Genomic DNA, 24,915 nt, shown 5'->3' with positions numbered 1-24,915 from the left:
GCACCTGCCGCCCGATCTTTCCAGTACAGTCTGCTTGACCTGGCTGTCAAGGAAAGCCACGATACTCAACCTCCATTTACTTTTTTCGGCAAAGTTATATACCAGAGAAATTCCGGATCTGTCAACCCGTTGCCCGTGCGCCGCGTACGAAATTGAGGCTCATTTACCCAACCGCCACACTGTTTCTTCCAGCAAGTCGCGCCAGCGGCGGCCGAGGCGGAGGTAGTCCAGCCACAGCTTGCTGGCCGAAGCGCGGAGGCCGTCCTTCAGAGGCGAGATTCTCTTAAGATCAGGCGCGATCCCCGCCAGGAACGAAATGGCGATAAGGCCGCTCTCCATGCCTACTGCTTTGATCCCAGCCTTCAGACCCAGCAATCTGATGCGAATGATGTAGGATAGGTTCTGCGCCTCGGGCGGCGGCGGGCCGAACCGGTCGGTAAGCTCCCGTTCGAAATCGGACAATTCTTTCTCATTTTGTATCGCCGCCAGGCGTTTATACAATCCTAACCGAAGCGCCTCTTCGGGAATATAACTGTCAGGGATATAGGCTGACAGCGGCAGTTCGATTGTCGGGGGCGGTATCCGGCTGGACTTAAGCAGTTCGGTTTCTTTGCCTGTTTTTTTGGCTTTCTGTTCAGCCACCGCCTCGGAGAGCATCTGGGTGTAAAGGTGAAACCCCACCGCCGAGATGTGGCCGCTTTGCCGCGTGCCGAGCAGCGACCCGGCGCCGCGGATCTCCAGGTCTTTCATAGCGATGCCGTAGCCCGCTCCCAATTCTGCCGCCTCAAAGATGGTGCGGAGGCGCTTTTCGGCGTCGCCGGTGAGACGCTTACCCTTCTCATACAGGAAGTAGGCATAAGCCAGTACAGCGCCGCGGCCGACACGGCCTCTTAGCTGATAAAGCTGGGTCAGACCGAAACGGTCAGCTTGATTGACGATCAGGGTGTTGGCGTTGGGCACGTCCAGCCCGCTCTCGATGATGGTGGTGCAGACCAGCACGTCCACCGAGCCCTCGGCAAAGCGGGCCATGGCCGCCTCAAGTTCGCCCTCCGGCATCTGGCCGTGACCGACGATGAAAGAAACCTCCGGCACCAGTTTCTTGAGCCGCTCGGCGATGAAGTAGATGCTTTGAACGCGGTTGTGGACAAAGAAAACCTGGCCGCCCCGCTCCTTCTCCCGCAGGATAGCTTCGCGTACCAGGTGGTCGTCGTAGCCGGAGACGAAAGTCTTGACCGGCAGCCGCTCGTTCGGCGGTGTTTCGATGACGCTCAGGTCGCGCACCCCTACCAGCGACAGGTGCAGGGTGCGGGGGATAGGGGTAGCCGACAGGGTAAGCACGTCAACTTCCTGCCTCATCCGCTTCAAAAACTCCTTATGCATCACACCGAAACGCTGTTCTTCGTCAATGATGAGGAGACCCAGCTTCTTGAAATGGACATCAGGCTGCAGCAGGCGGTGGGTGCCGATCAGAATATCAATGCCGCCCTGCTCCAGAGATTCCAGGATGGCTTTCTGTTCTTTATCGCTGCGGAAGCGGGAAATCACCCCCACTTTCACCGGGAAGGCAGCCAGGCGGCTCTTAAAGGTTGAGTAATGCTGCTGGGCTAGGACGGTGGTCGGCACCAGCACAGCCACCTGCTTGCCGTCCATGACCGCTTTAAAGGCGGCGCGCAGCGCCACCTCGGTCTTACCATAGCCGACATCGCCTAGGATCAGGCGATCCATCGGTACAGGCTTTTCCATGTCTTCCTTGACGTCGGCCAGAGCCCGGAACTGGTCCAGCGTCTCCACGTAAGGAAAGGAACCTTCTAATTCCCGCTGCCACATCGTGTCGCGTGAGTAGGCGTAGCCGGGGACGATCTGGCGGGCGGCGTAAAGCTCAATGAGCTCAGCAGCCACCTCTTCGGCGGCTGCTTTGGCCCGTTCTTTGGAACGCGCCCACTCCTGAGTGCTCAGACGGTTCAGAACCGGGGCTTCGCCGTCACCCCCAACATAGCGGCTAACCCGGTCAACCTGATCCGTCGGCACATACAACCGATCGCTGGAGGCGTATTCCAACTGCAGATATTCGCGTCGAGCGCCGGAAACTTCCATAATGACGATGCCGCCGAATCTGGCGACGCCATGATCGATGTGAACGACATGATCTCCCGGAGTCAATTCAGGCAGGAAGAGCCTTTGCGTTTGAGCGCGCCGGCGCGGGCGAGAGCGTTCCTTGACGAAACCGAACAACTCGGCATCGGTAAAAAAGAAGGTTGTTCCAGCCAGGACCCATCCCCGATCCAGCAAAGCGTGGACCAAGGTAACGGTGCCAGCGGCCGGCGGCGCGGCAAGACTGCTGGTGAAGTGGTAAGAAATACCTGCCTCAGAGAACAGCTCTTTCAGCCGGTCGGATTGATAACTGGCTACCACCAGACGCAAACCTTGATCTCTAAGCTCATTAACCCTGGTGAAAAATGAATTCAGCCGCCCGGCATAACTGGGAGCCGGCATAAGCGGCAGTTCGATAACGCCGCCCTCCCCGGATCCCCACGAAGACAATTCAGCGGTCTGAAACGAAGCCATGCTTTCACGTATTGGTTTCCAAGGGAGATAAGGCAAAGGGAAATCGGCCGGCAGTTCGGCCGCGGCGGTCTTCTCGGCGCGGAGGGTCTCTGCTTCCCGGCTAAAAATCTCCCAGGCTTGTTCGACCGCGACCGGCTCGTCAATAATTACCAGGGAATCCGGAGAGAGGAAATCCAGGAGCGAAGACCGGTTTTGGTATGGTGCCCAGAAAGCCGCTGTTTCCGGCCGGATGCCGCACTTCAATCCGTCAAGTTCTTCAGCCAGCTCGGTGCGCATTTCGTCGACAATCCCGCTCAGGTCAATCCCCGGCAGCAGTTCCGGTTCGAGCACCAGGGTGGCTGGGCTGAAACTCACGTGATCCAGCGATTTCAGCGAACGCTGAGTGGCGGCGTCAAATACGTGGATCCTGTCGATGACATCCCCGAAAAACTCCAGGCGCACCGGGTTGTCTCCGGCGGGCGAAAAAACATCCATAATGCCGCCCCGCCGGGCATATGTCCCGGGAGTTTCAACCAGATGTTCAGCCCGGTACCCTATGCTTGCGAGTTTTCGCGCCAACTCCAGCGGAGGTGTTTCGGTACCCGCGGCGACAGTGATCCAGCTGCTTCTGAAAGTCTCCGGATCAGGCAAAAGCCGCAGCAAGGCATCAGCAGCGACGATGGTAATTAAAGGTTTCGATACCGGCTGCCCGCCGATTTCAGCCAGCGCGCGAACCGTCTCAAGTTCAGTCCCCCTGTCGACAGCTGCCCGCTGGTAGGGCAGGAGATCGGGCCCGGGAAACGACCGGACAGCATCTTCGTTCAGCCACAAACCAAGCTGTTCGGTTAGATTGCGGGCTTTTTCGGCGTTGGCTGCGATCACCAGTCCCGGCCGGCGCAATTGGTTTAACAATGCGCCGATCAGGTACGGCCTGGCAGCCTCGGTAACCGAAAAACGGCTGATGGTCTGCCGTTTTCGCCGGTTATCAGACAGCCAGTCACGGAGAGGCTGAGATTCGGTAATCAGTGGGAACAGCCCGTTAAGATTCATATGTATGTTATTTTTGAAAATACCCCGGGCCAGACCGGCGCCTGCCCTTGGGGCATTTTACACGCGCCGGCACCGGTTGTCCAAAGGTAAAGGCCGTTGCTATAATGGCGGGAACCTTATGAACGAAAAGCCTCAATACCGCCGCATTGTCATCAAACTGGGTACAAACCTCCTCACCGGCGGTACCGGCAAGCTTGATCAAACGGTCATGTCCGGCCTGGTAGCGCAGGTCGCCGCCGTTATCCGCCAAGGCAGCCAGGCAATCATCGTAACATCAGGCGCCATCGCCGCCGGCAAAGAGAAACTGAGTGCTTACAAAAAGCACCGCGACATTCCCTACAAGCAGGTTTTAGCCGCAGTTGGGCAGAGTCGGCTGATGAATGTTTATGAAGGGTTATTTGCCGCCCATGATCTGACCGTGGCACAGGCGCTTTTAACCCGGACCGACCTGAGCGACCGTTCCGGTTACCTCAACGCCCGCAACACACTGCTGGCGATAATGGAACTGGGCGTCATTGCTATTGTGAATGAAAACGACGTGGTGGCGGTGGACGAGATTCAGGAAGCCAAGTTCGGCGATAACGACAGCCTTTCGGCAATGGTGGCCAATCTGGTTGACGCCGACTTGCTGCTTATTCTTTCTGACGTCAACGGCTTGTATACCGCCAATCCGCGGACCGACCCTGAAGCCCGGCTCATCCCGGTTGTCGAGCGGATCACCGCCGAGATCGAAGCGCTGGCCGGCGGCGCCGGCAGTGCGGCCGGCACCGGGGGCATGATCACCAAAATCGAAGCCGCTAAACTGGCCACGGCTTCAGGCGTCCATGTCATCATTGCTTCCGGAAGGCTGGATAAAGTCATCGAGCAGATTGCCGTCGGAGGCTGCCCTGGGACCCACTTCCTTCCCCAGGCATTTCCGGATGCTCGTCACCGCTGGTTGGTTTCCGGGCTTTCGACCCGCGGCCGGGTACTGATTGACGAAGGTGCCGTCCGGGCTGTGATGAAATGCTCCAGCCTGCTGCCCGCAGGAATAAAGGCTGTCGAGGGTGTTTTCAAACGCGGCGACATTGTCCGGCTGATCTCCCCGGGGGGCTCCCAGTTGGGATTCGGCATCGTCAACTACGACGCCGCCGAGATCGATAAGATCAAAGGCCTGCATTCCGACGCCATCGCCGGGAAGCTAGGCCACAGCTATGGCGACGAGATTATTCACCGTAACAACCTGGCGGTTTGCTAACAATGGTCTGCTGGCGCAACCCGATCAAGAAACAGGTCACCGGTCAGGAATGACAGTCAGATATCAGGGGGGTTCGGCCAGGCTATACGCCAAGGACGTTGAAAAACCGGTGGCCGATGTGCGTTACCAGATGATGCTGACCCAGGCCACCAAATTCACCCGCATGAAGTGGTGGGGGGATTTCTCCTCCGGCAAAGAACTCAAAACGCTCGGGGAGTTCATCATTGAGTTCGATGACGGCACCCGCGGCGAGATTGTCGTCTTTGCCAGCGGAGCGGCATCAAATAAGAACGGCCGCTTTCAGTACAGTTTCAACGGCCGCGGCCGGCTTGGCGGAGGGAGTTTTCGTTCCCACGGCAAAACCGCTGAAGAATAGCCCAGCCACCGTGCCTTTAATTATTGAATGAACGTACGACCAGCGAAAATGGTGAAAAAAAGGGCGGCTAGTCCTTAACGCCTTTGGCCTTGACGTAATCGACGACATCCTTGACGGTGAGCAGTTTCTCGGCTTCCTCGTCCGGGATCTCCAGCTTGGCTTCCGGGGTGGAGAACTCTTCCTCAAGGGCCATGATGAGCTCAACCAGGTCGAGCGAGTCGGCGCCCAGGTCCTCGGTGAATTTGGACTCCGGGATGACGTCCTTTTCCTCCACCGAGAGCTGCTCGACGGCGATTTTCTTGACGCGTTCCAAAACTGTGGCCACTAATACCCTCCTGAATCAGTCTCGCTGAACCAGCGTCGCCACTGAACTCAGCACTCCGTTGACAAACTTGGCGGAACTTTCCGAGCCGAACTCCTTGGCCAGTTCCACCGCTTCGTTGATGGCGACTCGAACTGGGACATTATTATCGTGGAAAAGCTCGTAGATTGCAAGCCGCAGGACGTTGCGGTCAATGGGTGAAAGCTGTGACACAGGGTAAGCCGGGGCCAGCCTGGTAATGATGCCGTCGGCCTCGGCCTGGTGTTTCAGCGTCCCCTCGACAAGCGCCCGGGCGAAAACGTCGTTCTCGGCTGGCAGGTCGGCGCCGGCCATCTGGCGGTCAAGCACCGCGGCGGCGTCATGCCGGACGATATCCGCTTCATAAAGAACCTTAAGGGCTAGGACCCGGGCCTCGTGGCGCTTGGTCATAGACTTACAGGGTCATTCCGCCGTCGACGGTCAGGGTCTGGCCGGTAATGTAGCGCGCTTCTTCGGAAGCCAGGTAGGCGGCGGCAGCGGCGATATCCTCAGCCGCGCCGAGACTTCCCAGCGGGATGCGGGCCAGGAGCGCCTCTTTAGCCTCGCCGGTCAAACCGGCGGTCATGTCGGTGACAATAAAACCGGGCGCTATAGCGTTGACCGTCACCTGCCGGGAAGCCAGTTCCTTGGCCAATGACTTGGTAAAGCCAATGATGCCGGCCTTAGAAGCAGCGTAGTTAGCCTGACCGGCGTTGCCGGAAAGACCGATTACTGAGGACAGGTTGATAATCCGCCCGCCGCCGCGGCTCTTGAGCATTGGACGCAGCGCGGCGCGGCAACAGAGGTAAACACTCTTCAAATTGGTATCCAGGACGGCGTCCCAGTCTTCCTCGCTCATCCGCAAGAGGAGGCCGTCGCGGGTGATGCCGGCGTTGTTGATCAGGATATCCAGGCGACCGAAGCTGGCACCCGCGGTTTCGATAACCCGGACCGCTTCGGCGGCGACTGATACGTTACCCTGTACCGCCACGGCCCTGCCGCCGGCGGCGTTGATTTCGTCAGCGATCCTGAAAGCCGAATCGGACAGGCTGTTCAGGACCAGCGACGCCCCTTCGACGGAGAAGCGGCGGGCGATTGCGGCGCCTATGCCACGGCCAGCGCCGGTGACGACGGCGACCTTGCCTTCCAGCCGCCTCAGTTCCATGGATTAGCCTGCAGGTTCTTGATTGCCTGCGCCTCGGAAATGTTAATCGTCCTGACGTCGCGGTTGATACGCCGGACAAGCCCGGACAGCACCTTGCCCGGGCCGACCTCAATGAATGTGCTGACTCCGGCGCCGATCATATACTCCACCGATTTCTGCCAATAAACCGAGGTTGTCAACTGTTTGAGGAGTTCGGCCCGGATATCTTCGGCGCCGGTGATCGGCAAGCCAGTGGTATTAGCTACAATGGGGACGGCGGTGTCTTTGAAATTAAGGCGCTCGACAACTTTACTCAAACCTTCGGCAGCCGGCGCCATCAAGGGCGTATGGAAGGCGCCGGAGACAGCAAGCGGCACTACCCTGGCGCCCTTGCTGACTAATATTTCAGAGGCAGTAGCCATCCTATCGCGGTCACCTGAAATAACGATCTGGCCTGGCGAGTTGAAGTTGGCGATGAGGATGCCGGACTCGGCGGCAGTCTGGTTGATGACGGCTTCATCCAACCCCATCACCGCAGCCATAACGCCTGGCGACTGCTGGCTTGCCAGCTGCATCAACCGGCCTCGCAGAGCGGCCAGTTGAACGGCATCGGCAACATCAAGCGCGCCGGCGGCCGCCAGCGCGGTGTATTCACCGAGAGAATGGCCGGCCACAAAATCAGGTTCCGGCAGAATATCCATGTCACGGAGGGCGGCTAAATAAGCCAGGCTGGCCGTTACGATGGCGGGCTGGGCAATAGCCGTTTCTCTGAGTTTTTCCTCCGGGCCTTCAAAGCACAGGCGGGAGATGGAGAAACCCAATCGCTCATCCGCTGCTTTGAACACCGCCCGGGCTGAATCGTATTCTTCATAGACATCCAAACCCATACCCGGCGCCTGGGCACCCTGGCCGGGAAACACGAAGGCAAGCATCGGTTTAACCACCTGTCGCCCCTCCACCGTTGTCAAGCGATATCAAAGCTTGCGCCAAAACTACTCGGCTTTTTTCTTGTCCTTGGCCGGCTTCTCCGGCTTCGCAGGCTTTTCCGCCTTGACCTTCTTGTCTTTATCAGACTTAGCGGCCTTCTCCGCTTTTTCAGGCTTGGTTTTCTTTGATTTCTCGGGTTTTTCAGCCTTGGCGGTTTCGGCGGCTTCTTTGGCGGCTTTGTCGGTCTTTTCCGACTTCTTCTTAATTTTGGTTTCAAGATCCAGAATGACGCGGCCGTCGTAGGTACCACAGGACGGGCAGGCGCGATGCGGCAGCATCGGCTGGCGGCACTGAGGACATTCCATCAATTCCTTGGGTTCCAGGTGCAGGTGACTGCGCCGTTCGCCCTGGCGTGATTTACCGAGTTTCCGTTTAGGTAGCGGGGCCATTTATTTCTCCATTTATCCTTATTAGCGTTACTGCATGGTATTAATGCCCGGACAATCCGCCCGGCACAGGGGTTTCATCGGCTGGGCCAGGATGATGTACTGACGTAAAGCATCCGAAATGTCAAGAATGTGATGTTCGTCAATGGTAAAGCTCTGTTCTGCCTCTTCAATATCCAGCGGCAGGCCGCTGGCCACATCCAGGGTTGGTAAAAATTCCTCCTCGAACCTGACATCCAGGGAACACTGATACTCGTTAAGGCAGCGGCAGCATTCCTGGGGCAAAATCGTCTTGAAGGCCGCCTTGACTAACACCGAACGCGGCGTCCTGGTGAATTTGATGTCGCCTTTAACGTTGATCCCGACGCCTTCCACCGTCAGTGAGTCGTCAATTTGATAGTCCCGCGTGGCGCCAACAGGCCCTTTTTCCAGCTGCGCCACATTAAAACTTAGCACGCCGCATCCTCCACAAGCGTTGTATTATAGACAACGACCTGTTTTAAAGCAAGTTCAAGCTGAACACGTGTTCAAGTCTTAGGCTCAGTAGCACGCAACCGCATTAATTGTTAAAATAGCCGGTCATTTATTAAGGAATAATCAGAATATGAGTACAACATTCGGGAATCTCAAATTTATCAGCGCCATCGAACGTTTTCTAAAAAGGGAATCAACCGGCGGCATCCTGCTCTTTGGAGCGGCTGTTGCCGCCATGATTATCGCCAACTCGCCGATTTCAGAGTCTTACTTCCACTTCCTGCATACCGAAGCCGGCTTTAGCTTCGGCAACTTCCATCTTGAACTTTCACTAGCCCACTGGATCAACGACGGCTTGATGGCGCTTTTTTTCCTATTGATCGGGCTGGAAATCAAACGCGAACTCTTAGTCGGCGAGTTGTCATCCCCGGCCAAGGCAGCCTTCCCGGCTTTAGGCGCTCTTGGCGGGATGATTGTTCCTGCCGCCATCTACCTGGCTTTCAATATGGCCGATGGCGGAAATCCCCACGGGTTCGGCATTCCAATGGCCACAGATATTGCCTTCGCGCTCGGCTTTCTCATGCTTCTCGGCAATCGGGTGCCGGTTGCATTAAAGGTTTTCCTGGTTTCGCTGGCGGTCATCGACGATTTGGGGGCTATTCTGGTTATCGCCATCGGATATTCTTCCAATCTAGATTGGGCGGCTTTAGGCGGCGCGGCGGTCGTTGCCGGCGCGCTCATCGCTTTGAACGCCGGGGGCGTCAAGAAACTCGTGCCATATCTGGCACTGGGAATGGTGTTGTGGTATCTGGTATTCCAGTCAGGTATCCACGCGACAATCGCCGGAGTCATCCTCGCTATGACAATCCCGGTACGTCAAAAAATCACCAGTGAACAGTTTGTCGACACCTGCAGGCTGGAACTGGATACTTTTGGTGGGGCGGAAGGCAAAAGGAAAAACATGCTGCTGACATCTGAGCAGCAGGAGGCGGTCGAGAAAATCGGCGAAGCCTACGAGCAAGTCCAAAATCCCCTGCTGCGGCTGGAGCATTCACTCCACCCGTTCAGCGCTTTCCTGATCATGCCGGTCTTCGCCCTGGCTAACGCTGGTGTCGCCCTCGGCGGCGGCGACGTCAACCTGATGCAGCCTGTGGCCTGGGGGGTCTTGGCCGGTTTAATTATCGGTAAACCACTCGGCATTGTTGGAATGACATTCCTGATCAGCCGACTGGGCTGGATAAGAAAGCCGGATTCGTGCCAATGGAATCACATTATCGGAGCCGGAATCATCGGCGGCGTGGGATTCACCATGTCAATATTCATCACGGGATTGGCTTTCGATGAGCCCGGACTTATCGATTCCGCCAAGCTGGCAGTTGTGAGCGCGTCATTGGTAGCGGGGTCCGCCGGTGTCTTCTATCTGAGGCGGTTACCGCCGCCGACGTGTAAGCTCGACGAAAAACAAGAGCCGAAAGTTAAATAACCCAGACGAGTGTTTTTGGACCCTCTGTACTTATTGCTCGTCAACTTTGTCGTCGCGCTTGTAGCTGCCCAGAACCCTTATCCGGTCGGCTACCTTTTCCAATTCCTTGAGAGCCCGCTGCGTCGCCGGTGAGTTTAGCCCTTTCTCAAAATCCAGATAGAAGTTATAGTCCCAGGCGCGGCTGGTCACGATTGGACGGCTCTCGATCTTGGACAGGTTAATGTTCTCGTCGTTGAAACACTTCAGGACATGGAAGAGGGCGCCTGGAATGTTTTTAGCGTGAACCACCAGCGAAGTTTTATCGGCATCCAGGTCGTAAGGCGTGTCAGGCCTGGCGATGATCAAAAAACGCGTATAGTTCTTTTTTTCGGTCTCGATATCTCGCGCAAGTATCTTCATGCCGTAGATCTCGGAAGCCAGCGTGGACCCGATGGCCGCCGCGGTATGCAGGTCTTGACCTTTAATAAGGCGTACAGCGGCGGCGGTATCTTCGGCTTCAATCCGGCGCATTTTGGGATGTTTGTCCAGAAATTCCTCCGCCTGACTCATGGCCAGCGGGTGGGTGTAAACCTCGGTGATATTCTCCATCTTTGTTCCCGGAAGGGCGATCAGGTTAAGCACCAGGCGCATATATTCTTCACCGACAATACGCGTATCGTATTTAAAAAGGAAATCGTAGTTTTCCAGAAACGAGCCGTAGAGCGAGTTCTCAATGGCTACAACGCCGTAGTCAGTCAGGCCTTTATGGACGTCTTCGAAGACCTGTTTGAAAGTTTCGCTCTCGATTATCTCGGAGTCTCCAGGAAATTTCTTGCGGGCAACGATATCGTGAAATGAACCCCGGGCGCCCTGAATCGAGATTTTAATCATTTCAGACTCCTCGAAGATTAGATCAGATCAATTTAAACTAATGATAACCATAAACCCGGGCAATGGCAATAGCTTTATTGTGAACCGGCACGCAGGAATAAAACGTCTGTGGCCCGGCACCTGCCTTATCGGATCCCCCGCAGATGCCTGAGCACCTTGTCAGCCAGCACCAGCACGGCAAACGCGCATTCCGGCACAGGGTGCAGCATTTTCTGGCCGCGCTCATTTATCGCCAGCGGCCAGGTACGGCAAGTTTCCGGGCGGATGTTGTAGATGGTGCATCGGCCGTTTCTTGGGTTCCACCACTGGCAGGGACAGGCGTCCTTGATCGTCCACTCATTCTCTTCATGGGAAAATAAGTCTTCTGTCTTACGCCGCAGTTCCCGACTGATGCGCTCAGCATCTTTCTGGTTGACCACGATCTTACTGGTCCTGGAGCAGCACCAGCCGCAGCCAGCGCAGTATTCACCCAGCTTCTTCATCAGGCCGCGGGATTCTTCGCCGATGACATCAACCGCGGCCACCAATTCCTTCAGCTGGTCATCGGGCATCGGGAAGGCCGAAGGATAATTCGTCCGCAACACCTCAGCCACCCGGGTGATAAAACGGTCGTATTTAATGCCCACCTTTTGCCGTTTGTCAGCCACCATAGCCTGGACTGCGGCTAAGTCCTGTTCCAACCGGTCGTCTGAAGCTGATTGGGACACGCCGAAACCTCCCGAGCGCTTTGACATTATCTATCTTACAGGTACTCGATATCCGCCGCCAGCCCTTATCTATGGGATTCCAGGCTTGAATATCTTATACTACCGGGACGGGCGCTACGGCCTTGCCCCTCCGCCGGTCTTCATCTATACTGGCCGTGATTTCTTTTACAGGTGAACCTATGGACGCTCTCAGCGAATTGAAAATGAAATGCCGGCGCGCCAGGCAGGCCAGCCGAAGGTTGTCGTATGCCGCCACGCCGGTAAAAAACGCAGCGCTTGAGGCCATGGCCGCCGGGCTGATTTCCCATAAGGACCGGATACTGGAGGCCAACGCCATTGACCAGATCGAGGCCAGGAACGCCGGCATGAACCCGGCCATGCTTGACCGCCTCATCCTGACCGAACATCGTCTTGAAGTTATAGCCGCCGACGTCCGCTGCGTCGCCGCTCTGCCCGATCCGGTGGGCGAGTTTTTCGACATGCGCACTCTGCCCAATGGCCTCGTCATCGGCAAAAAGCGCGTGCCGCTCGGGGTCATCGCCGCTATCTACGAGTCCAGACCCAACGTCACGGTGGACATCACCGCCCTATGCCTCAAATCCGGCAATGCCGTCGTCCTGCGCGGCGGTAAGGAGACGCTAAATACCAATAAGGCGCTGGTCGAGGTCATCATCGCCGCCATAGAATCCGTAGGTATCGACAGTAACGCCGTCCAGTTCCTCGACACGGCGGACCGAGCCCTAGTATCGCATCTCCTGAAGATGAGCGACCAGATCGACCTGGTTATCCCTCGCGGCGGTACCGGCCTGATCAATTTCGTTAAAGAAAACTCAACCGTTCCAGTAGTCGCCGGCGGCGCCGGCGTCTGCCACACCTACGTTGACGCTTCAGCCAAGATCGAGAATGCCGTGGCTATTGTCTACAACGCCAAGATTCAAAAGCCTTCGGCTTGTAACGCCCTGGATACCATTCTAGTCCACAAGGATATTGCTGAACACTTCCTCCCCAAAGCTGCCGCCGAGTTAAACAGAATGAGCGTAGAGTTGCATTGCGACCCGCGCTCGATGGGAGTCCTATCGAAAAGTCCCGGGTTAAAGCTGGTGCCGGCCGTCGAGGATGACTGGGGCCGGGAGTACCTGTCCCTGACCGCCGCAGTCAAGGTGGTCGACTCGCTTGACGAAGCTGTTGACCATATTGCCGCTTACGGCGACGGCCACTCAGAGGCCATCATCACCGAGGATTACTCCGCCGCTTCGCGCTTCATGAATGAGGTGGACGCCGCGGCGGTCTATGTCAACGCCTCCACCCGCTTTACAGACGGCGCCCAGTTCGGCTTGGGGGCGGAGGTCGGCATCTCCACGCAGAAGATGCACGCCCGCGGCCCGCTGGGCCTCAGGGAGATCACCTCGTACAAATGGCTGGTCTACGGTTCGGGTCACGTCCGGCCTTAAAACTGCGTCTTTGTCGATCGCAACGAGCTTGAAAGGTTACACATGCCCAGAATAGATGGCCGCGGTCCTGATCAACTGCGTTCGATAAAAATCACTCCCGGCTTCCAGCCATATGCCGAAGGTTCGGTGCTGATTGAGCAAGGCAATACCAGAGTCGCGGTATCCGTCTCAATGGAAGAACGGGTGCCGCAGTTTCTTAAGAACACCGGCACCGGCTGGGTGACCGCGGAGTATGCCATGCTGCCTCGGGCGACTTCAACACGCACCCAGCGTGAATCAGTCCAGGGCAAACTGTCCGGCCGCGGCCAGGAAATACAGCGGCTGGTCGGCCGTTCCCTGAGGGCGGTTACCGATCTGTCCGCTCTCGGCGAGCGAAGTTTCGTCGTTGACTGCGATGTCCTCCATGCGGACGCCGGTACCCGAACGGCCGCAATTACCGGTGGTTATATTGCGCTTTTCATCGCTTTTGAAAAACTGCGGCGCCTTGGCGTCATCAAACAGATGCCGTTGAGAACTCAGGTGGCGGCAGTTAGTGTGGCGGTCAACCGGGGCAATATATTGCTTGACCCCTGTTTCGAGGAGGACTGTTCGGCTGAATCTGATTTCAATCTGGTGATGAACGGCAATGGTGAGTTTATCGAGGTTCAGGGCACGGCGGAAAAAAAGGCTTTCTCAAAAACGGTGCTGGACGGTGTTTTGGATTTGGCAGAAGCGGGGATCAGGAGATTGTTCGAGATACAATTAGAGGCGGTTAAGAGCCTTTAAAATTCCCCAAATATTCCGCTGCCCACTTCAGCGCTGCCGCCGCTGCCGATTCCCGGTTCTTGTCGCGATCGCCCTTGAAGATGAATTTCCGGCTCCATGTCCCTTCGGGAGTAGCCAACCCGATGTAGAATAGACCGACGGGCTTGGCTGAGGTTTCTCCTCCCGGCCCGGCGATGCCGGTATCCGAAAGACAAATATCAACCCCGAGAGTCCGGCGCCCGCCGGCAGCCATTTCTTCAGCCACCTGGGCGCTGACAGCACCGTAATTCATCAGGGTTTCGTATTTTACGCCGGCTAAACGCAGCTTGATCTCATTATGATAAGTAATCAGCCCACCCCTGAAAAATTCGGAGGCTCCGGGCACCGAGGTCAATCTGACCGCCATAAGTCCGCCAGTGGCGGATTCCACCGTAGCTATCGAAAGACCTCTACGGACGAGCGATTCGGCGATCTTCTGTTCTTCTGCGGCCAATCTTCACCCGGTTTCTGATGGAAAAATTAAACCTGTGTTATAATTCCCGGCGGTAAGAATTATTATCAGACTCGTGATCACTTTTTCAACTCCAAGACTCAGCCTATTCTTCATCAGCGTATTATGCAAACTCGGATTCACTGCCGCGACCGGCAGTCCCTATATAGTGACTCAGGGCAAAGCTGTCCTGGGAATTATTTTATGGCTCATGTGGTTTATCAGTCTGTGGCTTGTGGCCTTACCGCAGACTGATGTCTTTGCATCGTGTTGGGCTTGGGGCCTAAAAAAAATAGCCAAAATAGCCATTCTGTTCCTGCTGAGCCTCGGTCTGGCTACGGGCATGCTGTTCGCCGGGTTAAAAACTGGCCTAATCGAGCCCACCTCTTTCAATCCGCCGGTTGACGGTATGCTTGCCTATCTCAAGTCACAACCCCGCTATTCCGACGGCGCGGCACTCGTTCAACAGGCCACTGTTAACTTCATCGAAGGCCAAAATCCCTATACTTCGGCCAATGTCATCACCGCAATGGAGGAGTATGACAGTCACCAGGAAAATCTCGGACCTTACATCAACCTTACGCCGCTGCAAGAAGGAAGGTTCGCCGATGTCTTCCCGTACCCAGCCAAAGAACAACTTAATTCGCTGTGGCAACAAGCCAGGCTGACCCCGGAAAATATACCTGTCGAGTTGGAATCCCGTCTTTCGTACCCCGCGGGTTCTTTTTTAATCCAGGTGCCTTTTGTCTCTGTCGGAATCGCCAATATGCAATACGTCATCGCTTTCTTCTTGTTGATTGGCATCGCCGCCGGGTTGTGGCTGTTGCCGCGCCGTTTTTGGATGGTGTTTGTCTTAGCGGTTGCAATCAGCCTGGAATTGTGGGTCGGCGGCCTTATCGGTTTGGAAAAACGGCTGCTGCTCTTCCCGTTCATTCTTGCCGGCTGGCTGTTGATTCCCAGGAAACCTTTAATCTCCGCCCTGTTACTGGGAGCGGCTGCGGCTACTTACCAGACAGTCTGGTTCCTATTGCCTTTCGCGGGCGTATACGTGTTTCACTGTTGGGGTTTTAGCCGCGCACTCCGGTATTCCGTGGTTGCCGCCACTATCTTCATAGCCATTAATCTGCCTTTTCTTGTCGATGATCCGGCGCTATGGTTGGCCTCAGTCACAGCGCCCATATTCGATCGAGTTTATCCACTCGGCGTCGGTCTGGTAAGCCTGGTACAGACCGGCATAGTTAATGTTGACTTTCCATTCCTATTCACAGGATTAGAAATTACCGCTCTTGTTGGGGGATTAATCTGGTATTTGCTGAGAGGAGGCCGTTATCCTCAAACCGGCCTGCTGTTTTCAGTCATGCCGATATTTTTTGCCTGGCGGAGTTTCAACACTTATTTTTTCTTGATAGACCTGGCATTAATCGCAGCCCTGCTCATTGAATACGAGCGCAAAGCATTAACTGACGAGTCATTTCAAACCTCCACCACCATGGTGCGTTCGTGAGTCAAGCATACGTTAATTTCCGGGTCCAGCCAGGCGCCAAAAAGACCGAGGCCGTCGGTTTTTATGCCGGGTCCATAAAAATAAAGGTAGCAGCGGTTCCGGAAAAAGGCGCCGCAAATGCGGCGCTAATCGAATACCTTTCCAGGGAATTGGGCCTGCCAAAAGACGCCATTCAGATAATTCGAGGGCATTTCGGCCGGAATAAGTCCGTTGCTTTTGAAGGTCTGACACCGGAGGAAGTGAAACGCCGCCTAATCCCGTGACGCCTAGGATTCATCCGGAGGGGGGCACCGGTTTTCTTTTAGCGGCAGAGCAACGGTGAAAACCGCGCCGGAGCCAAGCTCGCTGGATACAGTCAACCGGCCGCCATGCTCCGCAACTATGCCATGGCAAATCGACAGGCCGAGGCCGGTGCCGCCGCTGTCGACGCGAGTGGTAAAAAATGGATCAAACAGTTTGTCCAGATTCTCCGGTTTGATGCCCGGTCCGTTGTCAGCCACGGTCACCACGATGAACTCATCAAGAACGCCGGTAGTAACGGTCAATCTATCGCCTTTGTTGGCGATAGCGATAGCCTGTTCAGCGTTGACAATCAGATTGACCAGCACTTGCTCTAACTGATACTGGTCTGCCATGATGCAAGGTAATTCCGCCAGATGAGTCACAACCTGAATCCCCCTCTGGCGCAGCTCATACTCCCGTAAAGCCAACGACTCCTTGACTATGCTGTTAACATCCACAGGCTCCTTACTGGGCTGGCGCTGACGGGCGAAGGTAAGCAGATTCTGGACTACCCTGGCAGCCCGGAGCGCTTCAGAATGGATCCTTTTCAAGTCGGCGGCCAATTTTTCATCGGTTGCCTTGCGGAGCAGCCTTTCCGAAAAGCCGATAATTCCAGTCAAAGGGTTGTTGATCTCGTGGGCGACGCCGGCTGCCAACTCGCCGACAGAGGCCAGCCGTCCTGATACATTTAACTCGGTTTGAAGCTGCTGTTCCCTCTTTTCGGCCTGCCGCGTAGCCGTCACGTCCCTGGCAAAAGCCCAGTAATAATGCTTATCATTCAACTGGATATACGTAATCATGAGTTCCACCGGCAGTACGTGCCCGTCCTGACGCCGGTACTCCGACTGCCAGACCATTGAACCAGCCTGCCTGAGTTCCTTGAACAGCTTTAGCCAGTCACGCTTCGCGTGGCCGGCATCTATCTCATGAATAGACAGCGACATGATCTGCCCGAGGTTATAACCGAGAAGGCGGCAGGCAGCGGCGTTGGCATACAACAGAGCGCCGCTTTCGTTGAGCCAGAAAATCGATTCGGGCGCGTTTTCGACAGCAAACCGGGTCAGACGGCCCATCTCCTGCGCCGTTTTCAAATGGGTATTATCGATCAACGAAAGAAGCGAAAGTTCTGTCCCGGGAAACATGGCTACATTGATTTCTATCTCGTGGATGCTGCCATTATGATCGAGTAAACGGAATTCATAGAGTTCCGGGGCAGTACCCGGATGACTACGGCGCAGCCGGTGGTATTCCTGAGCTTTTTTCCGGTCAGACTCGGCGACGAACTCAAACCAAGAGTGCTTTCCTTCTATCTCAGCGACCGAAAGATCAACTAGCCGGGCAAGCGTCTCATTGGCCATAACGATAATGCCATGCTCATTAAGGACAGCCTTGGCGGTGCCACTGCGTTCGAACATAGTCCGGAAGGTCGAAGTCGCATTAGCCAGCAGACGCTGCTCAATTGAATCTCTAACGGAAATCTGGTTTTTGCCGTTTTCACGACCGGGCATCTGATTCGTCCGATAAAAAATCGATCATAATCTCAGATTGGCTGGCGTATTAGCTTCGGCCGATGCGGATGAAGCTTTTCACCGCGTTAAGAACATCAGCCTCTCCGAAAGGCTTGTTCATTACGCCAAACGGACCCTGCGACAGCGCCTGAGCCATTGATTCGGAATCAGGGAATCCGGTGATGATGGTCACCGGCAAATCCGGATCTAACGCGCGGATCTTACGCAGGACGTCAGCGCCGCTCATACCCGGCATCTTGAGATCAAGGAAGACCAGGGCGAAATCCTTGGCTTTAATATATTCCAGCGCCTCAGCGCCTGAACCCGCAGTGATGACACGATGACCGGCGTCTTCGAGGATATCCCGGAACAGGTCACGGATTGTCTGGTCGTCGTCGACGACAAGTATAGTGGCTTTGGCACCGACCGCTGTCGAGCGCAGCCATTCGTCAATGGCGGCTTTGTCGAACCGCCAGCTGTGGCTCACCTTGAGCGCCGGAATCGATCCCTGCTGCAGCAGTCTGTAGACCGTCTTCTGGGTCACCCTAAGGTAATCCGCAACTTCACGCACAGTCAGTAATTCCGGCATCAAGTTATCTCCTTAATCAAATGCTTTTAACCCGAAAAACGGCATAAGTATATTATTATGGACATTGTTAGTCAAGGATTTATGGAGTTCTAATACCGGCGGAGAAATTGTCCAAGACCGGTCAAATGACTTCGTGAGCCGCTTCAGCGGCAAGCCTTAATGTTTCGGCGCCGTCGTTCTTGCCGACAGCCACCAATAGAAGCGGTACCCCGAGGCTCCGGTAATATTCTATCAGGGGCGTCGTCTGCTGCTCATATATCGTCAGTTTTCTAGCTACCATGGAAGCGCCGTCATCACTGCGACCGCCCCGATCACCCCCTGTATCGCTTGCAATTCGCCTCATCACCGTTGCGGCGTCACATTCCAGGACAATTACCCCAGCCATTTCAACCAGGCTGTTCAGCGCCGCCGCCTGACCGGTATGCCGCGGCAAGCCATTCAGGATGATGAGACTGTCCCTATCTGTTCTGGAAATGAACTCGTTCAGAATCTTTGCGGCGATCGGGAATTGTTGGTCTTTTAACAGCACGCCCGTAGCCAGTGACTCTCGTACTACCTGGAGCTCGGCGGGAGTGAATTCAGGACCGAGCCCCGCCGCGCAGCTACGCAGGCTGGCACCAAAATCAAAATGGCGACATCGCCTGCCGCGAAACCCGCTTTTCTCCAGCGCCTCGCCGAGCGGCGTCTTTCCGGAGCCGGTAGGACCCAGCAGCAAAACAGCCTGAGGCAATCGTTTAAAATTATTCACCTAATACACCCGATACCTTGAATAACGTCCCGATTTCATCATTACTCCCCAGGCTGGTGCAATCGCCGATAAGGGCGGGAGTTCAGGAATTGCGTTCGGATAATCCTGATAACAAGTTGACAGCGTCGACAGGGTAATGGCATACTCTAGTGCGGTTGAAAGTTGGTATCCCAACCCAGGTTTGTCCCGAGGTCCGGATGACCTAACCGTAAACCAAAGTATAATAAAAAAAGGAGCGAGTGTCATCCCATGGCCCAGGACAAAATCATCCAATGCGCAGACTGCGGCGCTGATTTCACCTTCAGCGCTTCCGAGCAGGAGTTCTTCGCCTCCAAGGGCTTCACCAACGAGCCCAAACGCTGCCCTTCCTGCCGCCAAACCCGGAAACAGACCCGCGGTGGTGGCGGCGGCGCTTCCGCCGGCGGTCCCCGCCAGATGTTCCCCGCTGTCTGCGCCGCGTGCGGCCGCGAGACCCAGGTCCCCTTCGAACCGCGCAACGGCCGCCCTGTTTACTGCAGCGATTGTTTCGCCAAGTCCAAAAGCGCCTACTAAAAGCCGCCAGACAATTGAATCAAACACGGAGCCCTTTAGCAAGGCTCCGTGTTTTTTGTATTCTTTTACTTCTCCTCTTAAAATAGCGCCGTGACTACTATTCTGCTGATCGCCGCGGCCGGGGCTCTGGGCTCTTTATCCCGATACGCCGTGTCCGGCGCCGTCCATGCCGCCCTAGGACAGAGCTTTGCCTGGGGTACGCTGGCGGTCAATCTCCTGGGCAGCTTTCTGTTGGGTTTTTTAATGCACCTCGGGTTGAATACCGACCTCATCCCGCCCCACCTGCGCACCGCCGCCGCGGTCGGGTTTTTGGGCGCTTTCACCACTTTCTCCACGTTCAGCTACGAAACGGTGCGGATGATCCAGGACGGCGCCTGGGGAGCCGCCGCCGGGAACATCGCGGGGTCAGTGGTGTTGGGTATTATCGGGGTGGTGGCCGGGATGGCAGCGGGTAAATTAATCGCGGGAGGCGCCTGATGCGCAAGATAGAGGGCGAACAGGTCCTGATGCGGGTGTTCATCGGCGAGTCTGATACCCACAGCGGCCGGCCGCTGTACCTGACGCTGCTGGAGTTGTTCAAGAGCCGCGGCCTGGCCGGGGCGACGGTGCTCCGCGGTATCGGCGGGTTTGGAGCTCGCAGCCACATCCACACCACCCACCTGCTGAGGCTGTCCCAGGACCTGCCGGTGGTCATCGAGGTGGTGGATTCTCAGGAGCACCTGGACGGGGTGCTGCCGGAGGTCGAGAAGCTGATGGGCGACGGGCTGATCACGATGGAAAAGGTCAGGGTTATCCGCTACGGCGCCAGCAGTTGATATCTTAAATTTTACATTGTAAAAACGATTGAAACGATTCACTGCCGCCAGGGGCTGATGACCTGACCCCCTAAAACGAGTCCAGTTTCATGTTAGACTGGAAAATAAGAAAGGGGGAAGCAGATGCCCAGGAAATCTTTCACGCCAGAGCAGATCATCAACAAGCTCCGAGAGGCTGAGGTCCTTATCAGCCAAGGTACTACCCTCTCCGTAATGCTCAAGAAGATCGGAGTCAGCGACTGCACCTATTATCGCTGGCGCCAGGAGTTCGGTGGCATGCGCATCGAGCAGGCAAAACGACTTAAGGAACTCGAACAAGAGAACGCACGCCTGAAGCGCCTGGTGGCTGATCTATCTCTCGATAAGGCCATCCTGGCCGAAGCCGCCCGGGGAAACTCCTAAGCCCGTCCAGGAGAAGGAAGGTGATTATCCGAATATCGGATGCACTTCATATCTCCCAGAGGCGGGCATGTATGGTATTAGGTCAGACGAGATCTACTCAACGGCGGAGTCACAACTCAAGTGCCGAAGAGGAGAGTCTGACGGACGATATCATTTCCCTGGCCACCAAGTTTGGCCGGTATGGCTACCGGCGTATTACGGCTATGCTCAAATCGGAAGGCTGGATGGTAAATCACAAGAGGGTGGAAAGAATATGGCGGCAGGAAGGTTTAAAGGTGCCCCAGAAGCAACCAAGGCGTAAAAGACTATGGCTTAACGACAACTCGTGCATCCGTTTGAGGCCGGAACACAAGGACCACGTTTGGAGCTACGACTTTGTTAAACGTAGGACAGAGAACGGCAAGGCTTTCAGGATACTGACCATTATCGATGAGTTCACTAGGGAGTGCCCGGCGCTGCTGGTGGCCCGCAGTATCCCTTCTCATGATGTCATAGACCAGCTTTTCCAACTCTTTGTGCTCCGGGGAATACCTGAGTACATCCGCTCCGACAATGGAACCGAATTCACCGCCAGGCAGATACGCAAATGGCTGGCCAGGATTGGAGTTAAAACGCTATTCATCGAGCCAGGGAGCCCATGGGAAAACGGCTACATTGAGTCCTTCAATGGCAAGCTCAGTGATGAACTCCTGGACCGGGAAATATTCAGTACGTTAACTGAGGCGAAGGTATTGATTGAGCAGTGGAGGAGGGACTACAATCAGATCCGGCCCCACAGCTCACTCGGCTACCGTCCACCGGCGCCAGAGGCCAAGATAGCTGCAATAACTACTTAAGAAGTGGTATCGCTATCGGGGGCAGGTCATTATCAATCAGACGAGCAACTCCGTAGATCGCCCGAGCTAGAACCATGATACAATAACAACGGATGGACTAACTTAGAAAACAGGCGTACATCCCACCACCGCCGCCAGCCTTCCGCTTAGCCGCAGCCCTCGGCCGGGCGCCCAACAGGCGCTCAATCTCCTCGGTATCCGCGCAGTAGTCATAGACCGTCTCACGGGTGATCTTCTCATGCTTGTAAAGGTCCACCAGCGACTCATCCAGCGTCAGCATACCCTCATCCCGGCTGGTGCGCACCACATTGGGCACCTGGTAGAGCTTTTCCTCACGGATGAGGTTGCGGACGGCGGTGTTGGCCAGCATGATCTCCACGGCGGCGATGCGGCCGTTGGTGGCGGCGCGGGGCACCAGAGTCTGGCACAGCACGCCCATTAGGAGCGAAGCGAGGCGGGTATAGGCCAGGTGACGCTCATGCGGCGGGAAGAGGTCAATGATGCGCTCCAGCGCCTGATGGGTGGAGGGAGCGTGGGAGGTGGTCAGCACCAGGTGGCCGGTCTCGGCCACGGTCAGCACGGCGGCGGCGGTCTCAAGGTCACGCATCTCGCCGACCATGATAACATCCGGGTTCTGGCGCAGGACGTGCTTCAAGGCCTGGGAAAAGGAACGGGTATCGGTGCCGAGCTGGCGCTGGGTGACGGCGCAGCGGATGGAGGGGTGGACGTATTCGATGGGATCCTCGATGGTGACGACGTGCTTGGCGGCGTTGTGGTTGAGGTGCTGGATCATGGCGCCCAGGGTGGTGGACTTGCCGGAGCCGGTGGGGCCGGTAACGACTACCAGACCACGGGGGCGCATCACCAGTTCCTTGCAGATCTGAGGCAGCTCAAGCTCATCTATGGTGGGAATGTCCGGCGGCAGCAGGCGGATGGCCAAGGATACCGCGCCCCGCTGCTGGGCGGCGTTGCAGCGCAGGCGGCCGACGCCGGGCATGGTGAAGCCGAAATCAAGCTCCAGCTCACGCTGGAAAGTCTCCAGGTCACGCGGTTCCGCCAACTGCGACAGGGCGGCGATGTTGTCCTGCGGGGTCAGCGCGGCGCCGTCCAGGGGCTCTAAAGAGCCGCGGACGCGCACCAAGGGCGGCGAATCCACCACCATGTGGAGGTCAGACCCGCCGCGGTCTTTAGCCTGGGTGATGAGGTCAAAGATATCCATCATAAGACAACGAGCTACCTTCCGGTATTTGGACGACGCCGATTGGATGAGAAACCCGCCGATATCGAGCCCCTGAAGCGGGGCTCGATATCAGTAACGAACGAATCAGTAAACCGTCAGGGTGAACTTATAGACATACACCTTGGTATCTACAGTGAGTTCTTTGATAATTTCGGTGACGACGACATTCTCAAAACGCAGGGTGTTGCGGAGCTGGGTGGCGTAGAGGAAGACCTCGGCTTCAGATTTTGAAGCTATTCCTTTTATGGTGAGCGTGTCGCCGCTCCATACTACACTTTCAAGAGTAACCGTAAGTAACGGTTTCTGGATCCACGCGTTTCGCACTGCGCCGGAAGCAAATTCGCGCTGTTCCCTCAGGTTTTCGTAAGCAGATCGTAAGGCTAAAGCCTCTTTATCAATTGGTGGAATGAGTGTAGTAACCTCTTCAGTCTGCTGTTTAAGACCGGTGAGTTTTGCTTGCTCCTGCCCGATTTGAATCATCAGGGCATCAATCTTGGGCTGGATGGTGTCAGTTTCCGTCTTGATGTCTTCCACATAGGTCCAGCCGTAATAGAGCGCGCCGAGGAGGAGAACGCCGGCGACCGGCGCCAGGATGTTGAACCAGTTGACGCCGCGCGGCAGGTAGGCGGCGGGCATGGCGTTAAGGTCAATCATCGAACCGTATTCGCCGTCGCCAGCCAGGCGAACGGCCATGCCCAGGTTGACCATGTACTGGGTCATGTCAAAGCCTTCCGGCATGGTGAAACCACTGGTCATGGCTTCCACCGGATGACCTTCATCGCCGCCGAGCACCGTCCAGGCATCTTTATTGCGGGCGAGTTCGCCGGCGACCAGGACGGGGACATCGGCGCCGAAGGGGGCTTCCGAGTGGGAGGAATTGTAGAAGGTGACGGTGCGGGAGATTTCCTCAGCGATGGACATCAGCCGCTCAGCGTCAGAGCCGACGTCCATGGGAATGGAGAAGGAGCGGATGACCTCCGGCACGCGGTCAACCAGGATGATGATGTCAATGGACGACAGCCAGGTGTTGACGACCACCGACCGGGGGACGTGGACGCTGCGGCCCAGGGCCAGCGGCGCGATATCCATAATCTTCATCTTGAGGCCGGCCTTCTGGATGGTGCGCACCAGGGCATCGGTAGCGTTCTTGGGATGGGCGGCCAGGAAGAAGCGCATCTCGTGAGGGGCTTTGGTCTGCAGCTCCTGGCGGGAGAGATAGACCTGGTCCATGGGCACCGGGATGACCCGGGCGCCTTCGGCCATAATAGCATCGTCGAGGATGTTCTTAGGGACTTCCGGCAGGTTGACCAGACGGAAGATGGAGTTCAGGCCGGAGATGGCGGCGGTGACTTCGCCGCTGACGCCGTGGGAAGAGGCCAGGGAGCGGATGCGCTCCGCCACGGCGTCTTCCTGCATGATGACGCCCTCGTTGACCATGCCGGAATCCAGCATCATGGAAGCCCATTTTTCCACCGTTTTACCGGCGGTGACCATGAGCTTGATCTCGTTATCTTCGATATAGATAGTAGTCAGTTTCTTTGCCATCGGCTTACCTTTCCAGCGCCAGAATGTTGATGGTGATGGCGGCATCCGGCAGCGGCACGCCGCCGATCTCAGGATCGAACTCGGTGTAGAAGGTGATGTTGACCGCGTCAATGGTGGCGGTCAGGTAGGGATCCGAGGTTTCCAGGTTACCGATGAAATCATTGATCTTGAGGATGGCGCCGGAGACCTTGATCTCCATGTCCGTGGACTGGTACTTGATGCCGCCGATGGTGACGGAGGACGGCTCATTGCCGCGGAACTCCACCAGGTTGAGCTGGTTGTTGGCGGCCAGGATGAACAGCTTGGAGCCGTAGTCTATGGTCTGGATGGCGGCCACGGGCGGCGGGGTGGGCCAGACGGCCTGCCACTCCGCCAGCGATTCACGGGCGGCGGCCAATTTGGCCTGAGCGGCGGTAAGGTCCGCCTGGGCGGCGGCGACGTTAGCCTGAATGGGCGGCAGCAACGCCTGGGTGGAGGTCAGGCTGGCCTCCTGGGTTTCACGGCGGTCAAGCTCATCCTGCCACAGCATATAGAGCAGAACGCCGGCGATGATGAATAGCCCCAGGAAGAGGATGGTGATGAAAACTTTGCTGATTCTCATTCAAGCTCCT

General features: G+C 56.3%; 27 protein-coding genes. 11 read left to right on the top strand and 16 right to left on the bottom strand.

Annotation, left to right across the window (positions count from 1 at the left end):
* Window positions 1-159: 159 nt before the first annotated feature.
* Window positions 160-3,594, bottom strand: coding sequence for a transcription-repair coupling factor (gene mfd, locus DEALK_RS05080; protein WP_058439216.1), 3,435 nt, complete (start codon window positions 3,592-3,594; stop codon window positions 160-162).
* A 118-nt stretch (window positions 3,595-3,712) separates the two neighbouring features.
* Between mfd and proB the strand changes: the two genes are divergently transcribed.
* A complete protein-coding gene (proB, locus tag DEALK_RS05075) occupies window positions 3,713-4,831 on the top strand; it encodes a glutamate 5-kinase (protein ID WP_058439215.1) in 1,119 nt (372 codons plus the stop codon).
* Window positions 4,832-4,880: 49 nt separating this feature from the next.
* Window positions 4,881-5,207, top strand: coding sequence for a hypothetical protein (locus tag DEALK_RS05070; RefSeq protein ID WP_058439214.1), 327 nt, complete (start codon window positions 4,881-4,883; stop codon window positions 5,205-5,207).
* 67 nt (window positions 5,208-5,274) lie between these two features.
* Here the strand turns inward: DEALK_RS05070 and acpP are convergent, their stop codons facing one another.
* The 6 genes from acpP to DEALK_RS05040 are packed head-to-tail and all read right to left on the bottom strand — an operon-like array spanning window position 5,275 to window position 8,520.
* Window positions 5,275-5,532 (bottom strand): acyl carrier protein, encoded by a 258-nt coding sequence (gene acpP, locus DEALK_RS05065; RefSeq protein ID WP_058439213.1) that lies wholly within the window; start codon window positions 5,530-5,532, stop codon window positions 5,275-5,277.
* A gap of 15 nt (window positions 5,533-5,547) precedes the next feature.
* The gene (gene nusB, locus DEALK_RS05060; RefSeq protein WP_058439212.1) at window positions 5,548-5,958 is read right to left on the bottom strand and encodes a transcription antitermination factor NusB; all 411 of its coding nucleotides are present in this window, start codon (window positions 5,956-5,958) and stop codon (window positions 5,548-5,550) included.
* Between the two features lie 4 nt (window positions 5,959-5,962).
* On the bottom strand, window positions 5,963-6,712 hold the full coding sequence (fabG, locus tag DEALK_RS05055) for a 3-oxoacyl-[acyl-carrier-protein] reductase (protein WP_058439211.1): 750 nt from the start codon (window positions 6,710-6,712) through the stop codon (window positions 5,963-5,965).
* Window positions 6,703-7,635: an ACP S-malonyltransferase gene (fabD, locus tag DEALK_RS05050; protein ID WP_425479144.1), complete on the bottom strand. Its 933-nt coding sequence runs from the start codon at window positions 7,633-7,635 to the stop codon at window positions 6,703-6,705. Before fabD ends, fabG begins: the two co-directional genes overlap by 10 nt.
* A 48-nt stretch (window positions 7,636-7,683) precedes the next feature.
* A complete protein-coding gene (rpmF, locus tag DEALK_RS10430) occupies window positions 7,684-8,067 on the bottom strand; it encodes a 50S ribosomal protein L32 (protein WP_065128701.1) in 384 nt (127 codons plus the stop codon).
* A gap of 27 nt (window positions 8,068-8,094) precedes the next feature.
* Window positions 8,095-8,520, bottom strand: coding sequence for a YceD family protein (locus DEALK_RS05040; protein ID WP_065128699.1), 426 nt, complete (start codon window positions 8,518-8,520; stop codon window positions 8,095-8,097).
* 148 nt (window positions 8,521-8,668) lie between these two features.
* Here DEALK_RS05040 and nhaA point away from each other — a divergent pair, with 148 nt between their 5' ends.
* Complete coding sequence (gene nhaA / locus DEALK_RS05035) at window positions 8,669-10,021, top strand: Na+/H+ antiporter NhaA (RefSeq protein WP_058439208.1); 1,353 nt, start codon at window positions 8,669-8,671, stop codon at window positions 10,019-10,021.
* 30 nt (window positions 10,022-10,051) lie between these two features.
* Here the strand turns inward: nhaA and DEALK_RS05030 are convergent, their stop codons facing one another.
* Window positions 10,052-10,891: a prephenate dehydratase gene (locus DEALK_RS05030; protein ID WP_058439207.1), complete on the bottom strand. Its 840-nt coding sequence runs from the start codon at window positions 10,889-10,891 to the stop codon at window positions 10,052-10,054.
* Between the two features lie 125 nt (window positions 10,892-11,016).
* Window positions 11,017-11,625: a YkgJ family cysteine cluster protein gene (locus tag DEALK_RS05025; RefSeq protein ID WP_058439206.1), complete on the bottom strand. Its 609-nt coding sequence runs from the start codon at window positions 11,623-11,625 to the stop codon at window positions 11,017-11,019.
* A 152-nt stretch (window positions 11,626-11,777) separates the two neighbouring features.
* On the opposite strand from DEALK_RS05025, the gene DEALK_RS05020 reads away from it, so the two are divergent.
* Together DEALK_RS05020 and rph are read left to right on the top strand one after the other, a co-directional pair.
* Window positions 11,778-13,049: a glutamate-5-semialdehyde dehydrogenase gene (locus DEALK_RS05020; RefSeq protein ID WP_058439205.1), complete on the top strand. Its 1,272-nt coding sequence runs from the start codon at window positions 11,778-11,780 to the stop codon at window positions 13,047-13,049.
* 42 nt (window positions 13,050-13,091) lie between these two features.
* Window positions 13,092-13,814 (top strand): ribonuclease PH, encoded by a 723-nt coding sequence (gene rph, locus DEALK_RS05015; protein ID WP_058439204.1) that lies wholly within the window; start codon window positions 13,092-13,094, stop codon window positions 13,812-13,814.
* Here rph and DEALK_RS05010 read toward each other — a convergent pair.
* The gene (locus tag DEALK_RS05010; protein ID WP_058439203.1) at window positions 13,801-14,286 is read right to left on the bottom strand and encodes a CinA family protein; all 486 of its coding nucleotides are present in this window, start codon (window positions 14,284-14,286) and stop codon (window positions 13,801-13,803) included. The genes rph and DEALK_RS05010 overlap by 14 nt on opposite strands.
* 208 nt (window positions 14,287-14,494) lie before the next feature.
* Here DEALK_RS05010 and DEALK_RS05005 point away from each other — a divergent pair, with 208 nt between their 5' ends.
* Window positions 14,495-15,787 carry a hypothetical protein gene (locus DEALK_RS05005; RefSeq protein ID WP_144437077.1) on the top strand — a complete coding sequence of 431 codons (1,293 nt, stop codon included), beginning with the start codon at window positions 14,495-14,497 and terminating at the stop codon, window positions 15,785-15,787.
* Window positions 15,784-16,050 carry a DUF167 domain-containing protein gene (locus tag DEALK_RS05000; RefSeq protein WP_058439201.1) on the top strand — a complete coding sequence of 89 codons (267 nt, stop codon included), beginning with the start codon at window positions 15,784-15,786 and terminating at the stop codon, window positions 16,048-16,050. The genes DEALK_RS05005 and DEALK_RS05000 overlap by 4 nt, the downstream gene beginning before the upstream one ends.
* A gap of 3 nt (window positions 16,051-16,053) precedes the next feature.
* On the opposite strand, the gene DEALK_RS04995 is transcribed toward DEALK_RS05000, so the two are convergent.
* The 3 genes from DEALK_RS04995 to DEALK_RS04985 form a co-directional block, all read right to left on the bottom strand.
* Window positions 16,054-17,577 carry a PAS domain-containing sensor histidine kinase gene (locus DEALK_RS04995; RefSeq protein WP_058439200.1) on the bottom strand — a complete coding sequence of 508 codons (1,524 nt, stop codon included), beginning with the start codon at window positions 17,575-17,577 and terminating at the stop codon, window positions 16,054-16,056.
* A gap of 49 nt (window positions 17,578-17,626) precedes the next feature.
* Window positions 17,627-18,166 carry a response regulator gene (locus tag DEALK_RS04990; RefSeq protein ID WP_058439199.1) on the bottom strand — a complete coding sequence of 180 codons (540 nt, stop codon included), beginning with the start codon at window positions 18,164-18,166 and terminating at the stop codon, window positions 17,627-17,629.
* A gap of 121 nt (window positions 18,167-18,287) precedes the next feature.
* A complete protein-coding gene (locus DEALK_RS04985) occupies window positions 18,288-18,914 on the bottom strand; it encodes an adenylate kinase family protein (protein WP_083496358.1) in 627 nt (208 codons plus the stop codon).
* Between the two features lie 249 nt (window positions 18,915-19,163).
* Here DEALK_RS04985 and DEALK_RS04980 point away from each other — a divergent pair, with 249 nt between their 5' ends.
* The 4 genes from DEALK_RS04980 to DEALK_RS04960 all read left to right on the top strand — a co-directional run bounded on the left by DEALK_RS04980 (window position 19,164) and on the right by DEALK_RS04960 (window position 21,519).
* Complete coding sequence (locus DEALK_RS04980) at window positions 19,164-19,466, top strand: zinc-ribbon domain containing protein (protein ID WP_058439197.1); 303 nt, start codon at window positions 19,164-19,166, stop codon at window positions 19,464-19,466.
* A 90-nt stretch (window positions 19,467-19,556) separates the two neighbouring features.
* Complete coding sequence (crcB, locus tag DEALK_RS04975; protein WP_058439196.1) at window positions 19,557-19,943, top strand: fluoride efflux transporter CrcB; 387 nt, start codon at window positions 19,557-19,559, stop codon at window positions 19,941-19,943.
* Window positions 19,943-20,281, top strand: a complete 339-nt coding sequence (locus tag DEALK_RS04970) for a DUF190 domain-containing protein (protein ID WP_058439195.1) — start codon at window positions 19,943-19,945, stop codon at window positions 20,279-20,281. The genes crcB and DEALK_RS04970 overlap by 1 nt, the downstream gene beginning before the upstream one ends.
* 123 nt (window positions 20,282-20,404) lie before the next feature.
* Window positions 20,405-21,519 (top strand): IS3 family transposase gene (locus DEALK_RS04960; protein ID WP_099092355.1). Its coding sequence is split into 2 segments (ribosomal slippage): window positions 20,405-20,669 and window positions 20,669-21,519, totalling 1,116 coding nucleotides; the frame shifts between segments, so codons are not numbered across the junction.
* Window positions 21,520-21,616: 97 nt separating this feature from the next.
* On the opposite strand, the gene DEALK_RS04955 is transcribed toward DEALK_RS04960, so the two are convergent.
* The 3 genes from DEALK_RS04955 to DEALK_RS04945 form a co-directional block, all read right to left on the bottom strand.
* A complete protein-coding gene (locus DEALK_RS04955) occupies window positions 21,617-22,741 on the bottom strand; it encodes a type IV pilus twitching motility protein PilT (protein WP_244881579.1) in 1,125 nt (374 codons plus the stop codon).
* A gap of 102 nt (window positions 22,742-22,843) precedes the next feature.
* The gene (gene pilM, locus DEALK_RS04950; RefSeq protein ID WP_058439194.1) at window positions 22,844-24,304 is read right to left on the bottom strand and encodes a pilus assembly protein PilM; all 1,461 of its coding nucleotides are present in this window, start codon (window positions 24,302-24,304) and stop codon (window positions 22,844-22,846) included.
* Between the two features lie 4 nt (window positions 24,305-24,308).
* A complete protein-coding gene (locus DEALK_RS04945; protein ID WP_058439193.1) occupies window positions 24,309-24,905 on the bottom strand; it encodes a hypothetical protein in 597 nt (198 codons plus the stop codon).
* Window positions 24,906-24,915: the final 10 nt, after the last annotated feature.

The organism is Dehalogenimonas alkenigignens (assembly GCF_001466665.1).
In the GTDB taxonomy this organism is placed as follows: Bacteria; Chloroflexota; Dehalococcoidia; order Dehalococcoidales; family Dehalococcoidaceae; genus Dehalogenimonas; species Dehalogenimonas alkenigignens.
This window is presented reverse-complemented; position numbering and strand designations above follow the sequence as displayed.